Annotated in this window: 16 protein-coding genes; 10 read left to right on the forward strand and 6 right to left on the reverse strand. The window is 49.1% G+C overall.

Translation table 11 applies throughout. The features are described from left to right. The first annotated feature begins 175 nt into the window (after positions 1-175). From ilvC to N7386_RS01885, 9 genes are all read left to right on the forward strand, one after another. Positions 176-1,654 carry a ketol-acid reductoisomerase gene (ilvC, locus tag N7386_RS01845; RefSeq protein ID WP_279766870.1) on the forward strand — a complete coding sequence of 493 codons (1,479 nt, stop codon included), beginning with the start codon at positions 176-178 and terminating at the stop codon, positions 1,652-1,654. 589 nt (positions 1,655-2,243) lie between these two features. Continuing rightward, entirely contained in the window at positions 2,244-3,917 is a 1,674-nt protein-coding gene (gene ilvG, locus N7386_RS01850) for an acetolactate synthase 2 catalytic subunit (RefSeq protein WP_279766871.1), read from the forward strand. Further along, complete coding sequence (gene ilvM, locus N7386_RS01855) at positions 3,914-4,174, forward strand: acetolactate synthase 2 small subunit (RefSeq protein WP_011621169.1); 261 nt, start codon at positions 3,914-3,916, stop codon at positions 4,172-4,174. The genes ilvG and ilvM overlap by 4 nt, the downstream gene beginning before the upstream one ends. A gap of 80 nt (positions 4,175-4,254) precedes the next feature. Further along, positions 4,255-6,114 (forward strand): dihydroxy-acid dehydratase, encoded by a 1,860-nt coding sequence (gene ilvD / locus N7386_RS01860; RefSeq protein ID WP_279766872.1) that lies wholly within the window; start codon positions 4,255-4,257, stop codon positions 6,112-6,114. 1 nt (position 6,115) lies between these two features. Next, the gene (gene ilvA, locus N7386_RS01865) at positions 6,116-7,789 is read left to right on the forward strand and encodes a threonine ammonia-lyase, biosynthetic (RefSeq protein WP_279766874.1); all 1,674 of its coding nucleotides are present in this window, start codon (positions 6,116-6,118) and stop codon (positions 7,787-7,789) included. A 142-nt stretch (positions 7,790-7,931) separates the two neighbouring features. Beyond that, entirely contained in the window at positions 7,932-9,065 is a 1,134-nt protein-coding gene (locus tag N7386_RS01870) for an alanine--glyoxylate aminotransferase family protein (protein WP_279770947.1), read from the forward strand. Between the two features lie 34 nt (positions 9,066-9,099). Further along, entirely contained in the window at positions 9,100-9,360 is a 261-nt protein-coding gene (locus N7386_RS01875; protein WP_083757872.1) for a hypothetical protein, read from the forward strand. 298 nt (positions 9,361-9,658) lie between these two features. After that, the gene (locus tag N7386_RS01880; protein WP_279766875.1) at positions 9,659-10,570 is read left to right on the forward strand and encodes a DUF2971 domain-containing protein; all 912 of its coding nucleotides are present in this window, start codon (positions 9,659-9,661) and stop codon (positions 10,568-10,570) included. A 49-nt stretch (positions 10,571-10,619) separates the two neighbouring features. Beyond that, complete coding sequence (locus N7386_RS01885; RefSeq protein ID WP_279766876.1) at positions 10,620-11,153, forward strand: hypothetical protein; 534 nt, start codon at positions 10,620-10,622, stop codon at positions 11,151-11,153. 102 nt (positions 11,154-11,255) lie between these two features. Here the strand turns inward: N7386_RS01885 and N7386_RS01890 are convergent, their stop codons facing one another. The 3 genes from N7386_RS01890 to N7386_RS01900 all read right to left on the reverse strand — a co-directional run bounded on the left by N7386_RS01890 (position 11,256) and on the right by N7386_RS01900 (position 14,308). Further along, on the reverse strand, positions 11,256-12,071 hold the full coding sequence (locus tag N7386_RS01890; RefSeq protein WP_279766877.1) for a phosphatase PAP2 family protein: 816 nt from the start codon (positions 12,069-12,071) through the stop codon (positions 11,256-11,258). A 75-nt stretch (positions 12,072-12,146) separates the two neighbouring features. Further along, on the reverse strand, positions 12,147-13,619 hold the full coding sequence (creD, locus tag N7386_RS01895; protein ID WP_279766878.1) for a cell envelope integrity protein CreD: 1,473 nt from the start codon (positions 13,617-13,619) through the stop codon (positions 12,147-12,149). 161 nt (positions 13,620-13,780) lie between these two features. After that, on the reverse strand, positions 13,781-14,308 hold the full coding sequence (locus N7386_RS01900; protein ID WP_279766879.1) for a hypothetical protein: 528 nt from the start codon (positions 14,306-14,308) through the stop codon (positions 13,781-13,783). A 235-nt stretch (positions 14,309-14,543) separates the two neighbouring features. Here N7386_RS01900 and N7386_RS01905 point away from each other — a divergent pair, with 235 nt between their 5' ends. Next, the gene (locus N7386_RS01905; RefSeq protein ID WP_279766881.1) at positions 14,544-15,710 is read left to right on the forward strand and encodes a crosslink repair DNA glycosylase YcaQ family protein; all 1,167 of its coding nucleotides are present in this window, start codon (positions 14,544-14,546) and stop codon (positions 15,708-15,710) included. Here the strand turns inward: N7386_RS01905 and N7386_RS01910 are convergent. The 3 genes from N7386_RS01910 to N7386_RS01920 all read right to left on the reverse strand — a co-directional run bounded on the left by N7386_RS01910 (position 15,707) and on the right by N7386_RS01920 (position 16,813). Next, positions 15,707-16,072 carry a hypothetical protein gene (locus N7386_RS01910; protein WP_279766882.1) on the reverse strand — a complete coding sequence of 122 codons (366 nt, stop codon included), beginning with the start codon at positions 16,070-16,072 and terminating at the stop codon, positions 15,707-15,709. The genes N7386_RS01905 and N7386_RS01910 overlap by 4 nt on opposite strands. Before the next feature lie 59 nt (positions 16,073-16,131). Further along, entirely contained in the window at positions 16,132-16,464 is a 333-nt protein-coding gene (locus tag N7386_RS01915) for a hypothetical protein (RefSeq protein ID WP_279766883.1), read from the reverse strand. 94 nt (positions 16,465-16,558) lie between these two features. Further along, positions 16,559-16,813, reverse strand: coding sequence for an accessory factor UbiK family protein (locus N7386_RS01920; protein WP_011621181.1), 255 nt, complete (start codon positions 16,811-16,813; stop codon positions 16,559-16,561). Between the last annotated feature and the right edge of the window lie 87 nt (positions 16,814-16,900).

The raw sequence follows: 16,900 nt of genomic DNA on the forward strand, positions 1-16,900 counted from the left end.
TATAAAGGGTGTTGTAACCGAAAATGACATTGCATAAAACGCAATGTGAGGTTTCGAATATATCATTTTAAGCAACGATAGCCATAGGTTATAGTGATTTCAATCACAACCAGTCATTAACAAAAAGTTGATATTGGTTGAGTCCCAAATTCCCGACTGAAAGGTGGTATCTCAGATGGCTAACTATTTTAACTCTCTGAATTTACGTCAACAATTAGCGCAGCTTGGCCAATGTCGTTTCATGGACCGTTCTGAATTCAGCGACGGCTGCAATTACATCAAAGATTGGAATATTGTTATTTTAGGTTGTGGTGCTCAGGGTCTTAACCAAGGTCTGAACATGCGTGACTCGGGGCTGAATATTGCTTATGCCCTGCGCCCAGAAGCCATTGCTCAAAAGCGTGCCTCATGGCAAAAAGCCACAGACAATGGCTTCAGAGTCGGTACTTTTGAAGAGCTGATCCCTACAGCGGATTTAGTGCTGAACTTAACGCCCGATAAGCAGCACTCTAACGTTGTTAGTGCCGTGATGCCGCTGATGAAGCAAGGCGCGACTCTGTCTTATTCCCACGGTTTTAACATCGTTGAAGAAGGCATGCAGATCCGCCCCGATATCACAGTTGTGATGGTGGCGCCTAAGTGCCCTGGTACTGAAGTACGTGAAGAATACAAGCGTGGTTTTGGTGTACCGACCTTGATTGCTGTGCACCCAGAAAACGACCCTAATGGCGATGGTTTAGAGATTGCGAAAGCCTATGCGAGTGCTACAGGTGGTGACCGTGCTGGTGTGTTGCAATCATCCTTTATCGCCGAAGTGAAATCGGATCTGATGGGCGAGCAAACCATTCTGTGCGGTATGTTGCAGACGGGCGCGATCTTAGGTTACGACAAGATGGTGGCCGATGGTGTTGAACCTGGCTATGCCGCTAAGTTAATTCAACAAGGTTGGGAAACCGTGACCGAGGCGCTTAAGCACGGCGGTATCACTAATATGATGGATAGACTGTCTAATCCAGCCAAGATTAAAGCGTTTGAAATTGCAGAAGATTTAAAAGAAATCCTGCAACCCTTATTCGAAAAACATATGGATGACATCATCAGCGGCGAGTTCTCTCGCACTATGATGCAAGACTGGGCCAATGACGACGCTAACCTGCTGCGTTGGCGCGCCGAAACCGCCGAAACGGGCTTTGAAAATGCGCCAGTGTTGAGCGAGCATATCGACGAGCAAACCTATTTCGACAAAGGGATTTTCCTAGTCGCGATGATCAAAGCCGGTGTCGAATTAGCCTTCGATACTATGGTGTCTGCGGGTATTGTTGAAGAGTCCGCCTATTACGAATCACTGCACGAAACGCCGTTGATCGCTAACACCATCGCCCGTAAACGTCTTTACGAGATGAACGTGGTGATCTCGGATACCGCAGAATACGGTTGTTATCTGTTCAACCACGCCGCCGTGCCTATGCTGCGTGACTATGTGAATGCCATGTCGCCAGAGTATTTAGGTGCGGGTCTGAAGGACAGTTCTAACAACGTCGATAATCTGCAGTTAATCGCCATCAATGATGCGATTCGCCACACCTCAGTTGAGTATATCGGTGCGGAACTTCGTGGTTATATGACTGATATGAAAAGTATTGTTGGAGCTTAATTGATAAAGGCCGAGCCCCTAAGGATGTGGGGCTCGGCGGCGCAAATTTATTCCTGCTTCGTAGGTTGTCGAGCGGGCAAAACCGACATGGGTTAGTAAGCGATCTGTTTCACTAACGCGCGTTTGTTAACGTTTCACTTTGTTGTTTTGCATTGTCTCGGCAGGGAAGCTGAATTTTTTTGACATTAGATAATTTTTTATTGTGTTTGGCTGTCGCTTTATGGTAAAGCTAATAACTCGCGGCGGGACAAGGTTCCCAAGGCAAGCATCGCTCAGGCTTAAAAGTGAGTAGCGATAAGAATTTCAGCGATACACATACAGAACACCGATTAGGAACCCATATTGATGTTTAACCAAGCTGCCAAGCTCATTCTCGTGATTATTACCGTAGTGATTATTAAATCACAGCGGGGGCGGCGCATGGCAAACTGGTAGACCTAAAAGGTTAAAAGTTTCGAAAGAACCCCCCGCTCCGAAAGGACCGGGGGGTTCTTCGTTTTCAGGCCCTAGGTTTTGGAAATGAGGTTTCGAAATAGCACAAATTACGAGTCGATTTTCGGCATTTCAGGATCAAGGTAGCGAGAGAAATATGGAACCAGGGCAGATGATTAGAGGCGCAGACGCAGTCATAAAAGTGTTGGCAGCACATGGTGTTACTACAGTATTTGGTTACCCAGGTGGTGCCATTATGCCAATCTACGATGCCCTCTATGGAAGCCCTGTTGAACATCTCTTAAGCCGCCACGAACAAGGCGCAGCCTTTGCCGCCGTAGGTTACGCCAGAGCCAGTGGTAAAACCGGCGTGTGCTTTGCGACCTCTGGCCCTGGTGCGACTAACCTAATCACTTCGCTTGCCGATGCGTTATTGGATTCTGTACCTGTTGTCGCTATCACGGGTCAGGTTTCAACCGCCGTGATTGGCACAGATGCGTTTCAAGAAATCGATGTATTGGGCATGTCCTTAAGCTGCACTAAGCACAGTTTTATGGTGACGGATGTCAACGATCTTATCCCGACCCTGTATCAAGCCTTCGAAATAGCAGCATCTGGCCGACCCGGCCCAGTGCTAGTTGATATCCCTAAGGATATTCAAATCGCGCAACTGGAATATCGCACTCCCTTGCTAGCGGTAACCAATGAGCCACAGGCGAGCGTCAGTGAGATTGAAGCGGCCCGCGCCCTGTTAGCAGCAGCGAAGCAGCCAATGTTGTACGTCGGTGGCGGCGTGGGGATGGCGGGCGCGGTCGATCAACTGCGGGAATTTATCAAAGCCACGGGTATGCCATCGGTCGCGACGTTAAAGGGCTTAGGCAGTATTGCCCATGGCACCCCAGGTTATTTAGGAATGTTAGGTATGCATGGCGGAAAGGCGGCCAACCTAGCGGTGCAGGATTGTGATTTATTAGTGGTTGCCGGTGCGCGCTTCGATGACAGGGTCACTGGTCGTTTAGCAACCTTTGCCAACAAGGCCAAAGTCATCCATTTGGATATCGATGCCGCCGAGCTGGGCAAATTGCGCCAGCCCGATGTGGCCATCGCAGGTGATTTACGCCAGATTTTCCCTGCCCTTGCTATGGCGCTGAACATCACGCCTTGGCAGGCAGAGGTTGAACATCTTGCCCGTAAACATCAATGGGATTATCAACATCCCGGCAGCTTAATCTACGCTCCTGCCATGCTGCGCCGTTTAGCCAATAAACTGCCCGAAGACAGCGTAGTGTGCTGTGATGTGGGCCAGCATCAAATGTGGGTTGCCCAGCATATGTGGTTCCGCCGCCCTGAAGATCATTTATCCAGCGCAGGGTTAGGCACTATGGGCTTTGGTTTACCTGCCGCTATCGGCGCCCAAGTGGCTCGCCCCGATGCAACTGTGGTCACAGTGTCTGGCGATGGCTCTTTTATGATGAACGTGCAGGAGCTGACCACCATCAAGCGCCGCAAATTGCCGGTGAAAATTCTGCTGATCGACAACCAGAAACTGGGGATGGTGAAGCAGTGGCAACAGCTATTCTTTGAAGAGCGCTACAGCGAAACCGATCTGTCAGACAATCCTGATTTTGTGCAACTCGCCTCGGCCTTCGATATTCCCGGCCGCACGATTTTCTCTTCCGACGAAGTGGAAGAGGCCTTAACCGAAATGTTAGCGGCTAAGGGACCCTATTTGTTACACGTAGCAATCGACGATGCTTTTAACGTTTGGCCACTGGTGCCCCCCGGCGCATCAAACAGCGATATGATGGACGAAATGGAGAAACAAACATGATCCACTCCCTAGAATTAACGGTTCAACAACGCCCAGAAGTGATAGAACGTGTACTACGTGTGACTCGTCACCGTGGTTTTACGGTCACCCAAATGCAGATGCGGATGAACGACGATGCGAGTCTGTCGCTAGATATGGAAGTGGACAGCGAGCGCGCCATCGAGCTGCTCAGCAATCAACTGAATAAATTGATTGATGTCACTCAATGCAAGGTCTTGTTACCGCTAAACTTGCAACAACAAAAAGTACACGCATAAGCATCAAGTGGCTGCGGGCATTAGCGCTGCAGCAAGGCCCTAAGGGCACGATTTTCGATTTGAGATAAAGGATAGAGTCAATGCCAAAGTTACGTTCAGCAACCAGTACCGAAGGCCGCAATATGGCGGGTGCCCGTGCGCTATGGCGCGCCACAGGGGTGAAAGACAATGATTTTGGTAAGCCGATTATTGCGATTGCCAACTCCTTTACTCAGTTTGTTCCCGGCCATGTGCACTTAAAAGATATGGGTTCTCTGGTGGCTAGCGCCATCGAAGAAGCGGGAGGCATTGCTAAGGAATTCAACACCATCGCCGTCGATGATGGTATCGCCATGGGCCACGGTGGCATGCTCTACAGTCTGCCTTCGCGGGAGCTTATCGCCGATAGCGTCGAGTATATGGTCAATGCCCACTGCGCCGATGCGCTGGTTTGTATCTCTAACTGCGACAAGATCACCCCCGGCATGTTGATGGCGGCGCTGCGCCTCAATATCCCCGTGGTGTTTGTTTCGGGTGGGCCGATGGAAGCGGGTAAAACCAAGCTGTCGGACAAGCTTATTAAGCTCGACTTAGTCGATGCCATGGTGGCCGCAGCCGACTCGAGTGTAAGCGATGAAGATAGCGCTAAAATCGAACGCAGTGCTTGCCCTACATGTGGTTCCTGTTCGGGCATGTTTACCGCCAACTCGATGAACTGTTTAACCGAAGCTTTAGGCCTGTCGCTGCCGGGCAACGGCTCCATGCTCGCGACCCATAGCGACCGCCGCGAACTGTTTTTAGAAGCGGGCCGCCGCGTAATGGCGCTGACCAAACGTTACTACGAACAAGATGATGCCTCGGCATTGCCGCGCAATATCGCCAGCTTTAAAGCCTTTGAGAACGCCATGGCGCTGGATATCGCCATGGGCGGTTCGTCCAATACTGTGTTGCACTTATTGGCTGCGGCGCAGGAAGCTGACGTGGCATTCACTATGGACGATATCGACCGCATGTCGCGCCAAGTACCGCATCTGTGCAAGGTGGCGCCGTCGACCGCTAAATACCATATGGAAGATGTGCACCGCGCTGGGGGCGTGATGGGCATCTTAGGTGAACTCGACCGCGCCGGACTGCTGCATACTGATGTGCCACACGTTGCCGCCGATGCGGGTGGCAATCTCAAGTCGGTGCTCGCCAAGTTCGATGTGATGCAAACCCAAGATGACAAAGTAAAACAATTCTTTATGGCGGGGCCTGCGGGCATTCCCACCACTAAAGCCTTTAGCCAAGACTGCCGCTGGCCATCGCTGGACGATGACAGGCGTGAAGGTTGTATCCGTAGCCGCGAATTTGCCTTTAGCCAAGAGGGCGGTCTGGCCGTGTTGTCGGGCAATCTGGCGGACAATGGCTGTATCGTTAAAACTGCGGGTGTGGATGAGTCTAACCTGATCTTTACTGGCAGCGCTCGGGTGTACGAAAGCCAAGATGATGCAGTCGCTGGCATCTTAGGTGGCGAAGTGGTGGCGGGTGATGTAGTGGTGATTCGTTACGAAGGGCCAAAAGGCGGCCCTGGCATGCAAGAAATGTTGTACCCAACCAGTTACTTAAAATCCCGCGGCTTAGGCAAGGCCTGTGCGTTGATCACCGACGGCCGCTTCTCTGGTGGAACCTCCGGTTTATCTATCGGCCATGTGTCGCCCGAGGCGGCAGCGGGCGGCACGATTGCCTTGATTGAAAACGGCGATCGCATCGAAATCGATATTCCTAAGCGCAGTATCAAGCTTGCAGTGAGTGATGCCGAATTGGCTGCGCGCCGTGAAACCATGCTCGCCCGTGGGCCAATGGCGTGGAAACCGCTTTCGCGTCAGCGTTATGTGTCGATGGCGCTTAAAGCCTACGCCATGCTTGCCACCAGTGCCGATAAGGGCGCGGTGCGCGATCGCAGTAAGTTGGAGGACTGATATGTTATCTCTCGCATCGTCGCAAACGGAGCAGGCTGAGGCCCAGTCCTATCAAGTTCAGCCCTCTCAAGTTCAGTCCGATAAGTCGCAGTCGGCCACTTCTGCCTTAGAAAAGAGTCAGCTTGCGCAAAGTTACTTGCAAAAAATCCTGCTGTCGTCGGTTTATGACGTTGCGAAAGTGACGCCACTCTCGAGCCTTAACAAACTCTCAGCGCGTTTGGGTTGCCAAGTATTTTTAAAGCGTGAGGATATGCAACCTGTGCATTCCTTTAAGCTGCGCGGCGCCTATAACCGCATTGCTCAGTTGAGCCAAGCCGAATGTCAACGCGGCGTGGTGTGCGCCTCGGCGGGCAACCATGCCCAAGGCGTGGCCATGTCGGCGGCCAGTCGTGGTGTGGATGCGGTGATTGTGATGCCCGAAACTACGCCAGATATTAAAGTCGATGCGGTGCGCCGTTTAGGCGGCAATGTGGTGTTGCACGGCCAAGCTTTCGATCAGGCCAATGGTTTTGCGATGGAGATGGCCGAGCAGGAAGGTCGGGTGTATATCGCCCCCTTCGATGACGAAGCCGTGATCGCCGGCCAAGGCACTATCGCCCAAGAGATGTTGCAACAGCAGCGCGACCTTGAAGTGGTATTTGTACCCGTGGGCGGCGGTGGCTTAATTGCAGGGATTGCCGCCTATTACAAGGCGGTGATGCCACAGGTCAAAATTGTTGGGGTTGAGCCTGAAGATGCGGCCTGCTTAAAAGCGGCGATAGAAGCGGGCGAGCCTGTCACACTCCCGCAAGTCGGCTTGTTTGCCGATGGTGTTGCGGTTAAACGTATCGGCACCGAGCCATTTCGCTTAGCCAAGCTGTTTGTGGATGAAGTAGTGACGGTAACGTCCGACGAAATCTGCGCCGCCGTTAAAGATATTTTTGAAGATACCCGCGCCATTGCCGAACCTGCGGGCGCTTTATCCCTTGCAGGGCTTAAAAAATATGTCAGCACCAATGCTACGGGCGAGAGTGGCAAGGGTGAGAAAGTCGCGGCGATTTTAAGTGGCGCGAATGTGAACTTCCACAGCCTGCGTTATGTGTCGGAGCGTTGCGAGCTGGGTGAGCAAAAAGAGGCGGTGCTGGCGGTTAAAGTGCCCGAGCGTCCCGGCAGCTTCCTGCGTTTTTGTGAGTTGCTCGAAAAGCGGGTGATGACCGAATTTAATTATCGCTTTAGCAGCCGCGATATGGCGGTGGTGTTTGCGGGTATTCGTTTGACTAAAGGTCATGGCGAATTAGAGCAGATCATCAATACCTTGGAAGATAATGGCTTTGAGGTGCAGGACTTATCTGGTGATGAAACCGCGAAATTACATGTGCGTTATATGGTCGGCGGTCATCCACCAGAGCCGTTAGAGGAGCGCCTATTTAGCTTCGAGTTTCCCGAGCATCCGGGGGCGCTGCTGAAGTTTTTAACCACCCTGCAGAGCAAGTGGAATATCAGTTTATTCCATTACCGTAATCACGGCGCGGCATTTGGGCGGGTGCTGGCGGGGTTTGAAGTCCCCGAGGGCGATGCCTTGCCGTTTCAGCAGTTTTTAACTGAGCTGGGATTTGTCTATCAAGAAGAGACGCAAAGCCCTGCTTATCAGCTGTTTTTGAATGCCGGAAAAGGAAAAAAGAACCTGCCTTTGTAATCACTTAGCTTTAGGTTACAACTTAGGCTAAAGGAGGGGCGCACAGGCGCCCCTTTTTGTGGTAGTTTGGTTTAACAAGTTAAGAGTGAATGCTCTAGTCACACAATAATCAGACCTCGACCCTACGCATTAAGGAGACATGATGTTACCTGCACCGCATTTTTCTGCCTTTAATCCGCCTCGCCGCATTTTGATGGGGCCAGGTCCATCGGATGTTTATCCTGAAGTATTAGCCGCGCAGGCAAGGCCGACCGTTGGTCACCTAGACCCATTATTTGTTGGCATGATGGATGAGCTTAAGAGCCTGATCCAATATGCGTTTCAAACCAAAAATGAAATGACGATGGCGGTGTCTGCACCCGGCAGTGCGGGCATGGAAACCTGTTTTGTGAACTTAGTTGAACCCGGCGAAAAGGTGATTGTGTGCCGTAACGGTGTGTTTGGTGAGCGTATGCGCCAAAACGTCGAGCGCGTCGGTGCGATTGCCGTGGTTGTGGATAACGAATGGGGCACGCCGGTCGACCCTGCTGCCGTTGAAGCGGCGCTTAAGGCCAACCCCGATGCTCAATTCCTTGCTTTTGTGCATGCCGAAACCTCAACAGGCGCATTGAGTGATGCTAAAACCCTGTGCGCGCTGGCAAAACAATACGGCTGTTTATCGATTGTCGATGCGGTTACATCCCTCGGCGGTGTGGAATTAAGAGTCGATGAATGGGGAATCGATGCTATTTATTCTGGCAGCCAGAAATGTCTCTCCTGTGTGCCGGGATTATCGCCTGTGTCTTTCTCACCCAATGCGGTGGAAAAGCTTAAAAATCGTAAAACGCCGGTGCAGAGCTGGTTCCTCGATCAAAGTCTGGTGATGGCCTATTGGACCAGTGCTGGCGGTAAGCGCAGTTATCACCACACCGCGCCCGTTAATGCGCTTTATGCCCTGCACGAGTCGCTGCGTTTATTGGCCGAAGAAGGTTTAGAAAATGCGTGGAAGCGTCATCAAGACATGTATTTAGTGCTGCGCGCTGGCCTTGAAAAACTTGGCCTGAAATTTGTGGTCGCCGAAGCGTCACGCTTGCCGCAGCTTAATGCCATTTATATCCCCGAAGGTGTTGACGATGCCGCCGTGCGTGCGCGTCTACTCAAGGATTACAACCTTGAAATCGGTGCAGGCCTTGGTGCTCTAGCGGGCAAAGCTTGGCGCATCGGTTTAATGGGCTTTGGTGCCCGCCGTGAGAATGTCGCGCTCTGTTTGGGTGCCCTAGAAGAGGTGCTGAACTAAGATGTCAGTTTCGCGTATAAGGATGTTACGCAGAGTGAGTTTGCGGTTAGTGAGTTCACGTTTATTGATTGGCGGTTTGATTCTGATATTAAGTGGTTGTGCTTCCAGCAATATGAACAATACCAGTTGTGATTTTGTGCGAGGTACAGCAGGCAATCAGAGTCAACGCGAGGCCAGCGGTGATGATAGCAATGCCCGGCAGATGGATGTGGGCATTGGGATTTTAACCGCTATCTTCGGCAGTATTAGCCGAGCACTTTCTTCCGATGATAAATCGGATGAGAAGTGTGTTTAATCGGCAAAGTTGTATTTTACTTTGGGTGGTATTGATTAAGCACAGTCATTTCAGTGACACGCCGTGAATATGTCCCTATAGGCTCGACGGCGGCATCCATGCCGCCAACGGTCACTTCCATGACCGTGCTTAATCCAGTTAAACCCTTGGTATACCATGTAGTCCTTTGTGAAAACGTTAACAATTCTTAGGGCTCGTGTTGTTGGTAAGTTTTTGATTAAATTGAATATAATGTGTTTTTAATATTTAATATCCATCATTTCAAATGCATAAATAGATTTTGTTTTTACGGGGATATATGAAGAAAATATACAAATATATGCCTTATCGGCGAGAATTTTTTTCTAGTTTTTGTCTCCGAGCAAGTCAGCGAGGTGTTCTAAATGATCCATTTGAGCTAAGTCCTGCACAAGACTTAATTGATAAGGTACTTCGTGATGGATTAGGGGCCGACTTCTTTGAACAAGCTGAACAGTTTTCATCAGATGCTAACTTTAACGAAGTTGGTGTAATTTCATTTACTGAAAACTACAATAACTTACTAATGTGGTCACATTATGCTAATGAGCATAAAGGGATTGTTATTGAGTTTGATTATGAAAAGTTAGGATATTATTTTAACTACAAGCTATCAATGTCAGACACTATTGAACGTGTACTATATAACAGAGAGCGTTTTTCACCCTTGCAGAAAGGTGTTTGTGTAAAAGATTTATTACTTACCAAAAGTGATGACTGGATTTATGAGAAAGAGCACCGTATTTTACCTAAATTACGAGATGCAGACTTTGTTCGGGTAGATAGAATCTTGTTCGAGCAGCTGCATGATTTTTATGATGATCTATATATTAGATTATTTAGAGTTATTTCAGAAGATGACAACTTTATAACATTTCAGGTTAATCCAGATGAGTATGAACGTTTTGACAACCAAGAGTATGATGGAAACTCAACTGATGATAATGAAGAGATGAAGTTTAGTCCCAGTGAAACAATTCTTAATGAAATATATGGTTCATTAGCGGTAATGCCTTCCTCTGTCTTTTTATTTCAATTGCCTGTTGATTGCATCTCTGCTGTGTTCCTAGGTTGTAGGACTTCGCCGACTGACATTGCGGAAATTAAAGACTTGGTGAAAAATAAAAATATTCCCACATTTCAAGCAGAGTTAAGCAAAACGCACTTTTCTTTGAGCTTCAATGAAGTTTAATTTCACATCAAGCGATTGGGAATTTCCTTAGTTACATTGATGGTGCTGAGTGAGTAATTTAATCTTATTTCTTGTTTTTATCTTATCTATTCCTGTCGTGATTATTGGCGCATTTGTCTTCGAGGATATTGGTGGTCAGCTGTTAATCTCTTGGTTTTCATTGGTGCTTGGGCTGATTGGGATTGGCGGGATATTAAGATTTAGGCAAGAGCAGCTGTTAGCTTATGAGTTGGTTGAAGGGACGGTTATTTCGCTGCAAGAGAATCATCGATATAGCGACGAGCCTGAGCACTTTAGGGATCAACAAGTGTTTATTAATCCGGTGATTGAATATTTTTGGCGAGGGCAGCGCTATATCTGCGGCGCGCTGATGAATTATAACGAGCATGCCTACAACCGCTTTGGGCCGAAAATAGGTGATAAGGTGAGCTTATCTGTGCCTATTCAACAACCAGAAGCTGCTATCGAACACAAGTTCCTCGCAAGATACAGTCATTTGATTATTGGTGTGATGGCGCTTTCAATATCTGTCGTCTTGGCTGTATTGCTGTTAACGGAGGTCGTGGCATTTACGTATGGCTGAAGTGATTGGTCGCTTAGACGTTTCCTGATAAAAACGGCATCGACATAAGTTGCAGATGCCGCCTGTCACACTGAGTTAGCCCTTTGGCTGGCTTTATGCTTCTTACCCGTTGGGTTGCTCTTTACTTCTTGGCCTTAACTTTTCCACTAAAAATACACTTAAGCTGCTGATAATAGCGGCGAGTACGGTGGAGAAGAGCACATCCTGCGGCCAGTGCATGCCGAGTAACATGCGGCTGAGGCCCATCAATAACCCCCAAGTAAATAACGCGTTGGCAAATAGTGGCAAACCCGCGAGTAGCAAGTAATAGCTGGCGGTGAGCACTAGGGTGACCGCAAAAATTGTGTGACCAGAGGGAAAGGAATAGCCGATTTCATCCTCCCAATGTTGGTGAATGTTAGGCGCGAGTTTGACCTCTGGCTCCATAGTATGTAGCTCGGTTAGCGCCTCGGCGATGGCTTGTGAGCGCTCAGGTTTGGCTAATTGATAAAAAGTCTGTGGGTTGAGTTGTGCTTCCTCTGGGAGCCCTTGGTCTGACAGATACACTAGGTTCGGCCTTGGCTCTTTAAAAAAGGCTTTAAGGGTATGACTGGTACTTAGGCTGATAACTTGGCTGAGGCTAATGGCTAAAAACAGGCTAATAAACAGCGCTTTTGGCATATAGCGATAGGCGAGTGCCAGTACCACTAACACGGTCGCGACTCCATAGGGCGCCGTGCCTGTGGTGGTAAGCCAGTACAGGGCTTTGGCTAAGGGTGATTGCAGGTCGATCAGCGGAAATAATTGATTTTGCGTGAGTAACAGTAAGCTTGGAATGGTTGCCAGCAGTAACCAGACAAGGGCTAAGCGACGTAGAAGATAGGCTGGATGAGTCAAAATATTCGCCTCCGAGTAAACCACATAGGCTACATGCCACATTTGGGCTTGCCAATAAAAAAATCCCGACAGCAAAAAGTGCGCTGTCGGGGGTCTTCAAGGGTGGAGCGGTAGGTGCTATTGCACCGTGTTCTTCGGTTGATGGCGGGTCACGAACATCAAAATCAGTAAAACGACGAGTAACAAGCCGGTGCCCATCAGTAGGGCGTAATCTTCTAGTTGCAGTATCGAGTACAGCACCGCATACAAGCTCACCAGCATAGTGCCGACAATCCCGCCACGCTTAAGGCTGGCGGTGGCACTGCCCACATAGGCGGATACCGACAACACTGGAATACAGGCGGCGATCAGATAGGCTTGCAGGAAGGCAAGGTGCTCTGAGAGTGACAGTAATAGCAGGTAGAACAGGGCCATGGCGCTGCCAACCAACATGTATTGCACTGTGCTCAGGCTGGTCTTTTGACCCAGCTCGAAGATAAATAACATGATAAAAGTCAGTACGATAAACAGCAGACCGTATTTGACTGAGCGCTCAATCTTGCCGTAATGGGTCACTGGCTCAAACAGCATGGCATTGGCAACGACTTCCGTAAGTGTCGATTGATTACTCTTAATAAACTCTTGCGGATAGTTACGGGTTAAGTGACTGATATTCCAGCTGGCAGTAAATCCATTGGCGGTGATTTCACGCTCAGCTGGGAGCAGGCCCTTAAAACTCGGGTGCGGCCAGTCGGCATGGATATTCAGCAGGGTTTGTTCGCCTAATGGCAGGGCGCTAATCGACTGTGAACCGCGCAGCGTCATGGCAAAGTTCACGCTAAAATCACTCGCTTCGCCGACTTGGATCCCTTGGTTAAAGCCTTTCTCTAGGCCACCAGTCGTTAAACCTGTGCCCGACATCAGTGAGCCAGAGAGTAAGACTGAATCGCCCGTAACCTCAATTTTTTCCACTTTATCAATTGCCTGATTCGATGACACCCCAAAGACTAGACGGGCATTTTGATTATCAAAGGCGATAAGGTTAGGAATGTCGTAACGGTTTAAGCGAAATTCAGCCTGCCCCTTAAGTGCCGCGTTATACACCAGAGATTGGTAAATGCCGCGGGTGCGGAAATCATGTTTTAAATCTAAATCGAGGCTGAGTTTTTTCGGCAGGATCACCAACTCATCCTGATAGGTGCGCTTCACTTCGTGGCGGGTTTTACCGTCATTACTGACTTCTTCCTGCATCACAAAATAGCTGTAGGGGATCACCAACGCAGGGCCTGAGAGGGTTTGCTGCTCGCCCCATGAGCGGCCGATTTCATCGACCACACTGTTGTAAAGCATTTCGCGATCGGACGTCATATCCATAATGATCCCGAGCGGTAGCAAGGCCACAATCGACAGTATGCCAATGGTTAAGGCTTTTAATAGCGTGGTGTTTTTCAATGCCGCTCCCTTTGCTGTGGCAGGCTGTTCCAGTGCTGACATATCCGTTCCTTGATCACGATTGAGTTTTTTAAGGAGTGCACGTGCCACTAAATAGATGGCGCCGCCAAATAGCGCCAAACTCAGTAACGTGAGCACCCAGAAAATAATGTTAAACATGGATTTCATTCCCTATGAAATACGCGCGAGTCGGCACGGCATACTGTGGGCTAACTCGATATCACGGCGGGTATTAAAACAGATTTGCCCACAGGAGTTGCGGGCAAGTTGCTGATCAATAGTGGCAAAATTATGGCAATTGCCCAGATACGAGCTAAATCTTAGGTCTCGGCTTGTGGCTTTTTGCCAAATTTGGGGTGTTTGGCCTCGTAGTCATCTTCCTTGCGGATATGTTGAAGTAAGGTCTCAAGACATTCCTTAAAGATTTCGGTTTCATCCGAGTAGACGGCGGCATGGTGTGAAAACCATTGGTGTCTTTCACGCTCACGATTATTGGCGTCAGGCCAAATACGTAGTTCATACTCATCGCCAATCACGACAATCGCAAAGTCGACGGCGCCATTGGTAAAAGTAATGCATTGGGGTAGATATACGGGCGCTTCACCTTTGAATAGCTCGTACCAAATGGCTTCGCTACGCCAAGAGACTATGGGCAAAGGTGCTTTGATGGAGCAGCCAATGGATTGATGCTGGTTAAACAGGACGGCCTGAATATCCTCCATGGCAAAGGGTTGTAAATCACCATTCTTTGCAGCGAGTGAGTACAGCATATTCATCAAAAATGGCAGCTTAGTGCCATTGCCAGTTTTGCGACCGCAGAGTTTGGCTTCGCGGTAATAGATATTCATTCATCAATCCTTAATGAGGGGCTAACCTTGGAGAGCTCATCGCTCGCCTCGAGGTAAAGCGATAGCCCTTAGCCAGGAAATGTCTTATTTTAACCGAAGTTGTCGGCAAGCTGGCAAATTGGCGCCAAGTTTGCGAAATATACGACAAAAGTGAGATAGCTATCCCTTGGATATTAAGCCGATAAGGGTATCCATTTGAGAGAGCTATTCGCTTTTAGTTACCTTTGGAGAGTGCATGTCGAGCCCTTTTTCACCCCGTGAGTGGTTACAGCTGAATATGCAGCAGCAAGGCTTACTGCAACCTCACTCGTCGGTGAGCGAGCTGATTAGCCGTCTTGGTTATGTGCAGATCGACTCCATCAATGTGGTCGAGCGGGCACATCATCATGTGCTGCATAGTCGGATGCCGCAGTATCAAACCATGATGCTGGATATGGCGTTAGCGCAGGGGGAGATTTTTGAATATTGGTCCCATGCGGCGGCCTATTTGCCGATTGCCGACTACCGTTTTAGTTTGCAGCGTAAACAGCTGCTACAAAATGGCGGAAAACATTGGTTTGAGCCAGACGATAAGGTGATGCAGGAAGTGCGCGCCCGCATTCGCGCCGAAGGGCCACTCAAGGCCAGTGACTTTGAACATACCGAAGGTAAAAACGGCGCCTGGTGGGACTGGAAACCCGCCAAAAAGGCATTAGAGCAGTTGTTTATGCGCGGTGAGCTAATGGTGGTGCGGCGGGAAAAATTTCAAAAATGTTATGATCTTACCGAACGCGTGTTGCCAGAGCATATCAATACCCAAGCGCCGAGCGAGGCCGAATTTGCCCGCCATTTGATTGAGCGTTACCTCGATGCCCATGCCTTTGGCTCGGCGGCGCAAATCGCGTATCTGCGCAAAGGCATAAAAGCTAATGTGAATGAGCAATTAGCCGCAATGCAGTCCCAAGCTGAATTAGCGAGCTTTAAGGCCGAAGGGCAATGGTATTTTTATCGCCCCGAGCTGCAAATAACCGCTGCGATGCCCAATCGAGTCTGGTTACTCAATCCCTTCGATAATCTATTAATTCAGCGGCAACGATTAAAGCAATGGTTTGATTTTGATTATCAAATTGAAGTCTATGTGCCCGCCGAAAAACGCCAAAATGGCTATTACTCCCTCGCGATTCTATGGCGTGACCGCTTCGTTGGTCGAGTAGATGTGAAAGCCGAGCGGCAAAGCGGTTTATTGCTATTACAGCAGCTGAGCCTAGAAGCTGGATTCGATGGCATGGATGATGACTTTTGTGCGGCATTTGAGGCGGCAGTCACTGAGTATGCGCGCTTTAATGGCTGTAGCCGCTGGAAACTGGTGAAGGCTAACCATAAGGCATTTAAACAAAAATACGCACGGCAGCAGAAGATCTAATCGGGATCTTTGTCGTTATCTGGGCGCTTGTCTTTAGATGGTACATCCATCCAGTGAAAGCACAGGTACAGCAGTGCTAAAAAGAGTAGTGGCAGGGCGGCATAGCCTAAGGATAATGAACTGTTTTCACTGCGCGCGAGCCAATAGCAGGGAATGTACACTAAGGGATAAGCTAGGGTTCCCCACAAAAAGCTTTTATTCATCAGCCGATAAAACCAATGCACTTTAATCGTGGTTTGGCTGGCAAGCCCCATCAGGCTTGCAAGAACCACAAAGGGATAACTGAGTAGTGGCAGGCCGCCAAGGAGTAACAATCCCCAAAGGAGATAGTCCTGATAGAAAGTGGTGCTTGCGGTATCCATTGTCTTCTTCCCTGACGATTCGAACTCGAGCGCTTAAGTCTTGGCGCCCACAACTATTTTCACTCGGTAAGCCCTTGCTGCATCTTAAGCCAAAAGCCTTGTTGGCAGAGATTACTAAAGGACTTTTGCTGCGGCGAAATCGCGATATCGGCCGTCACGACGCGATAGCTGAGCCAATAATCGGCACAAACCGCGTCTGACTCATCAGTCTGTGTATCTTGCTCGCTTAACAGACTGACCACAACCCCGTTGTCGAAGTGATACAAGGTCAAGGATTCGCAAATTTCAGCATTAGCGTCCCGATAACTGTGCTGCTCTTGGGTGTGGCTCACTACTGAAACCGGGCTAGGATAACCTTGAATGGCGAGAATGTAGCTGGCGAGTTGTTGCATTATTTCCTTAAGTGACTCAATGCTTGAACTGTTAAAAACAAAAAAGCACAGCTGCGCTATCGCTAACTGTGCTCTTTCACACATGCATTATTAGTTAGTCCGCGGCGTTCAGCTTTTTCTCAAGCTCATTAACTTGCGCCTGCAGAGCTTCTAACTTCTCGCGGGTTTTCAGTAGTACATGCTGCTGTACTTCAAATTCTTCACGGGAAACCAGATCTAACTTGAGCAATTGATTTTGCAGCACTTGCTTGCTGCGCTCTTCAAATTCACCGGCAAATTGCTTAAGACCGCTGGGCAAACTATCGCTCAGTTGCTTCGCCATTTCTTCGATTTTCTTTGGATTGATCATAATCTTGTCCGCCTCTTTGCTGAATGGATGAATTGTAACTCAGTACGTTAGCTTTCAAAAGTAAAGCCGCGGATTGGGCCGTGCTCA

The sequence above is a fragment of the Shewanella sp. GD04112 genome, assembly GCF_029835735.1.
Classification (GTDB): domain Bacteria; phylum Pseudomonadota; class Gammaproteobacteria; order Enterobacterales; family Shewanellaceae; genus Shewanella.

Coding starts and splice junctions, on each gene's coding strand:
- ilvC (WP_279766870.1), top strand. CDS start 176: ATGGCTAACTATTTTAACTCTCTGAATTTACGTCAACAATTAGCGCAG.
- ilvG (WP_279766871.1), top strand. CDS start 2,244: ATGGAACCAGGGCAGATGATTAGAGGCGCAGACGCAGTCATAAAAGTG.
- ilvM (WP_011621169.1), top strand. CDS start 3,914: ATGATCCACTCCCTAGAATTAACGGTTCAACAACGCCCAGAAGTGATA.
- ilvD (WP_279766872.1), top strand. CDS start 4,255: ATGCCAAAGTTACGTTCAGCAACCAGTACCGAAGGCCGCAATATGGCG.
- ilvA (WP_279766874.1), top strand. CDS start 6,116: ATGTTATCTCTCGCATCGTCGCAAACGGAGCAGGCTGAGGCCCAGTCC.
- N7386_RS01870 (WP_279770947.1), top strand. CDS start 7,932: ATGTTACCTGCACCGCATTTTTCTGCCTTTAATCCGCCTCGCCGCATT.
- N7386_RS01880 (WP_279766875.1), top strand. CDS start 9,659: ATGAAGAAAATATACAAATATATGCCTTATCGGCGAGAATTTTTTTCT.
- N7386_RS01890 (WP_279766877.1), bottom strand. CDS start 12,071: ATGTGGCATGTAGCCTATGTGGTTTACTCGGAGGCGAATATTTTGACT.
- creD (WP_279766878.1), bottom strand. CDS start 13,619: ATGTTTAACATTATTTTCTGGGTGCTCACGTTACTGAGTTTGGCGCTA.
- N7386_RS01900 (WP_279766879.1), bottom strand. CDS start 14,308: ATGAATATCTATTACCGCGAAGCCAAACTCTGCGGTCGCAAAACTGGC.
- N7386_RS01905 (WP_279766881.1), top strand. CDS start 14,544: ATGTCGAGCCCTTTTTCACCCCGTGAGTGGTTACAGCTGAATATGCAG.
- N7386_RS01910 (WP_279766882.1), bottom strand. CDS start 16,072: ATGGATACCGCAAGCACCACTTTCTATCAGGACTATCTCCTTTGGGGA.
- N7386_RS01915 (WP_279766883.1), bottom strand. CDS start 16,464: ATGCAACAACTCGCCAGCTACATTCTCGCCATTCAAGGTTATCCTAGC.
- N7386_RS01920 (WP_011621181.1), bottom strand. CDS start 16,813: ATGATCAATCCAAAGAAAATCGAAGAAATGGCGAAGCAACTGAGCGAT.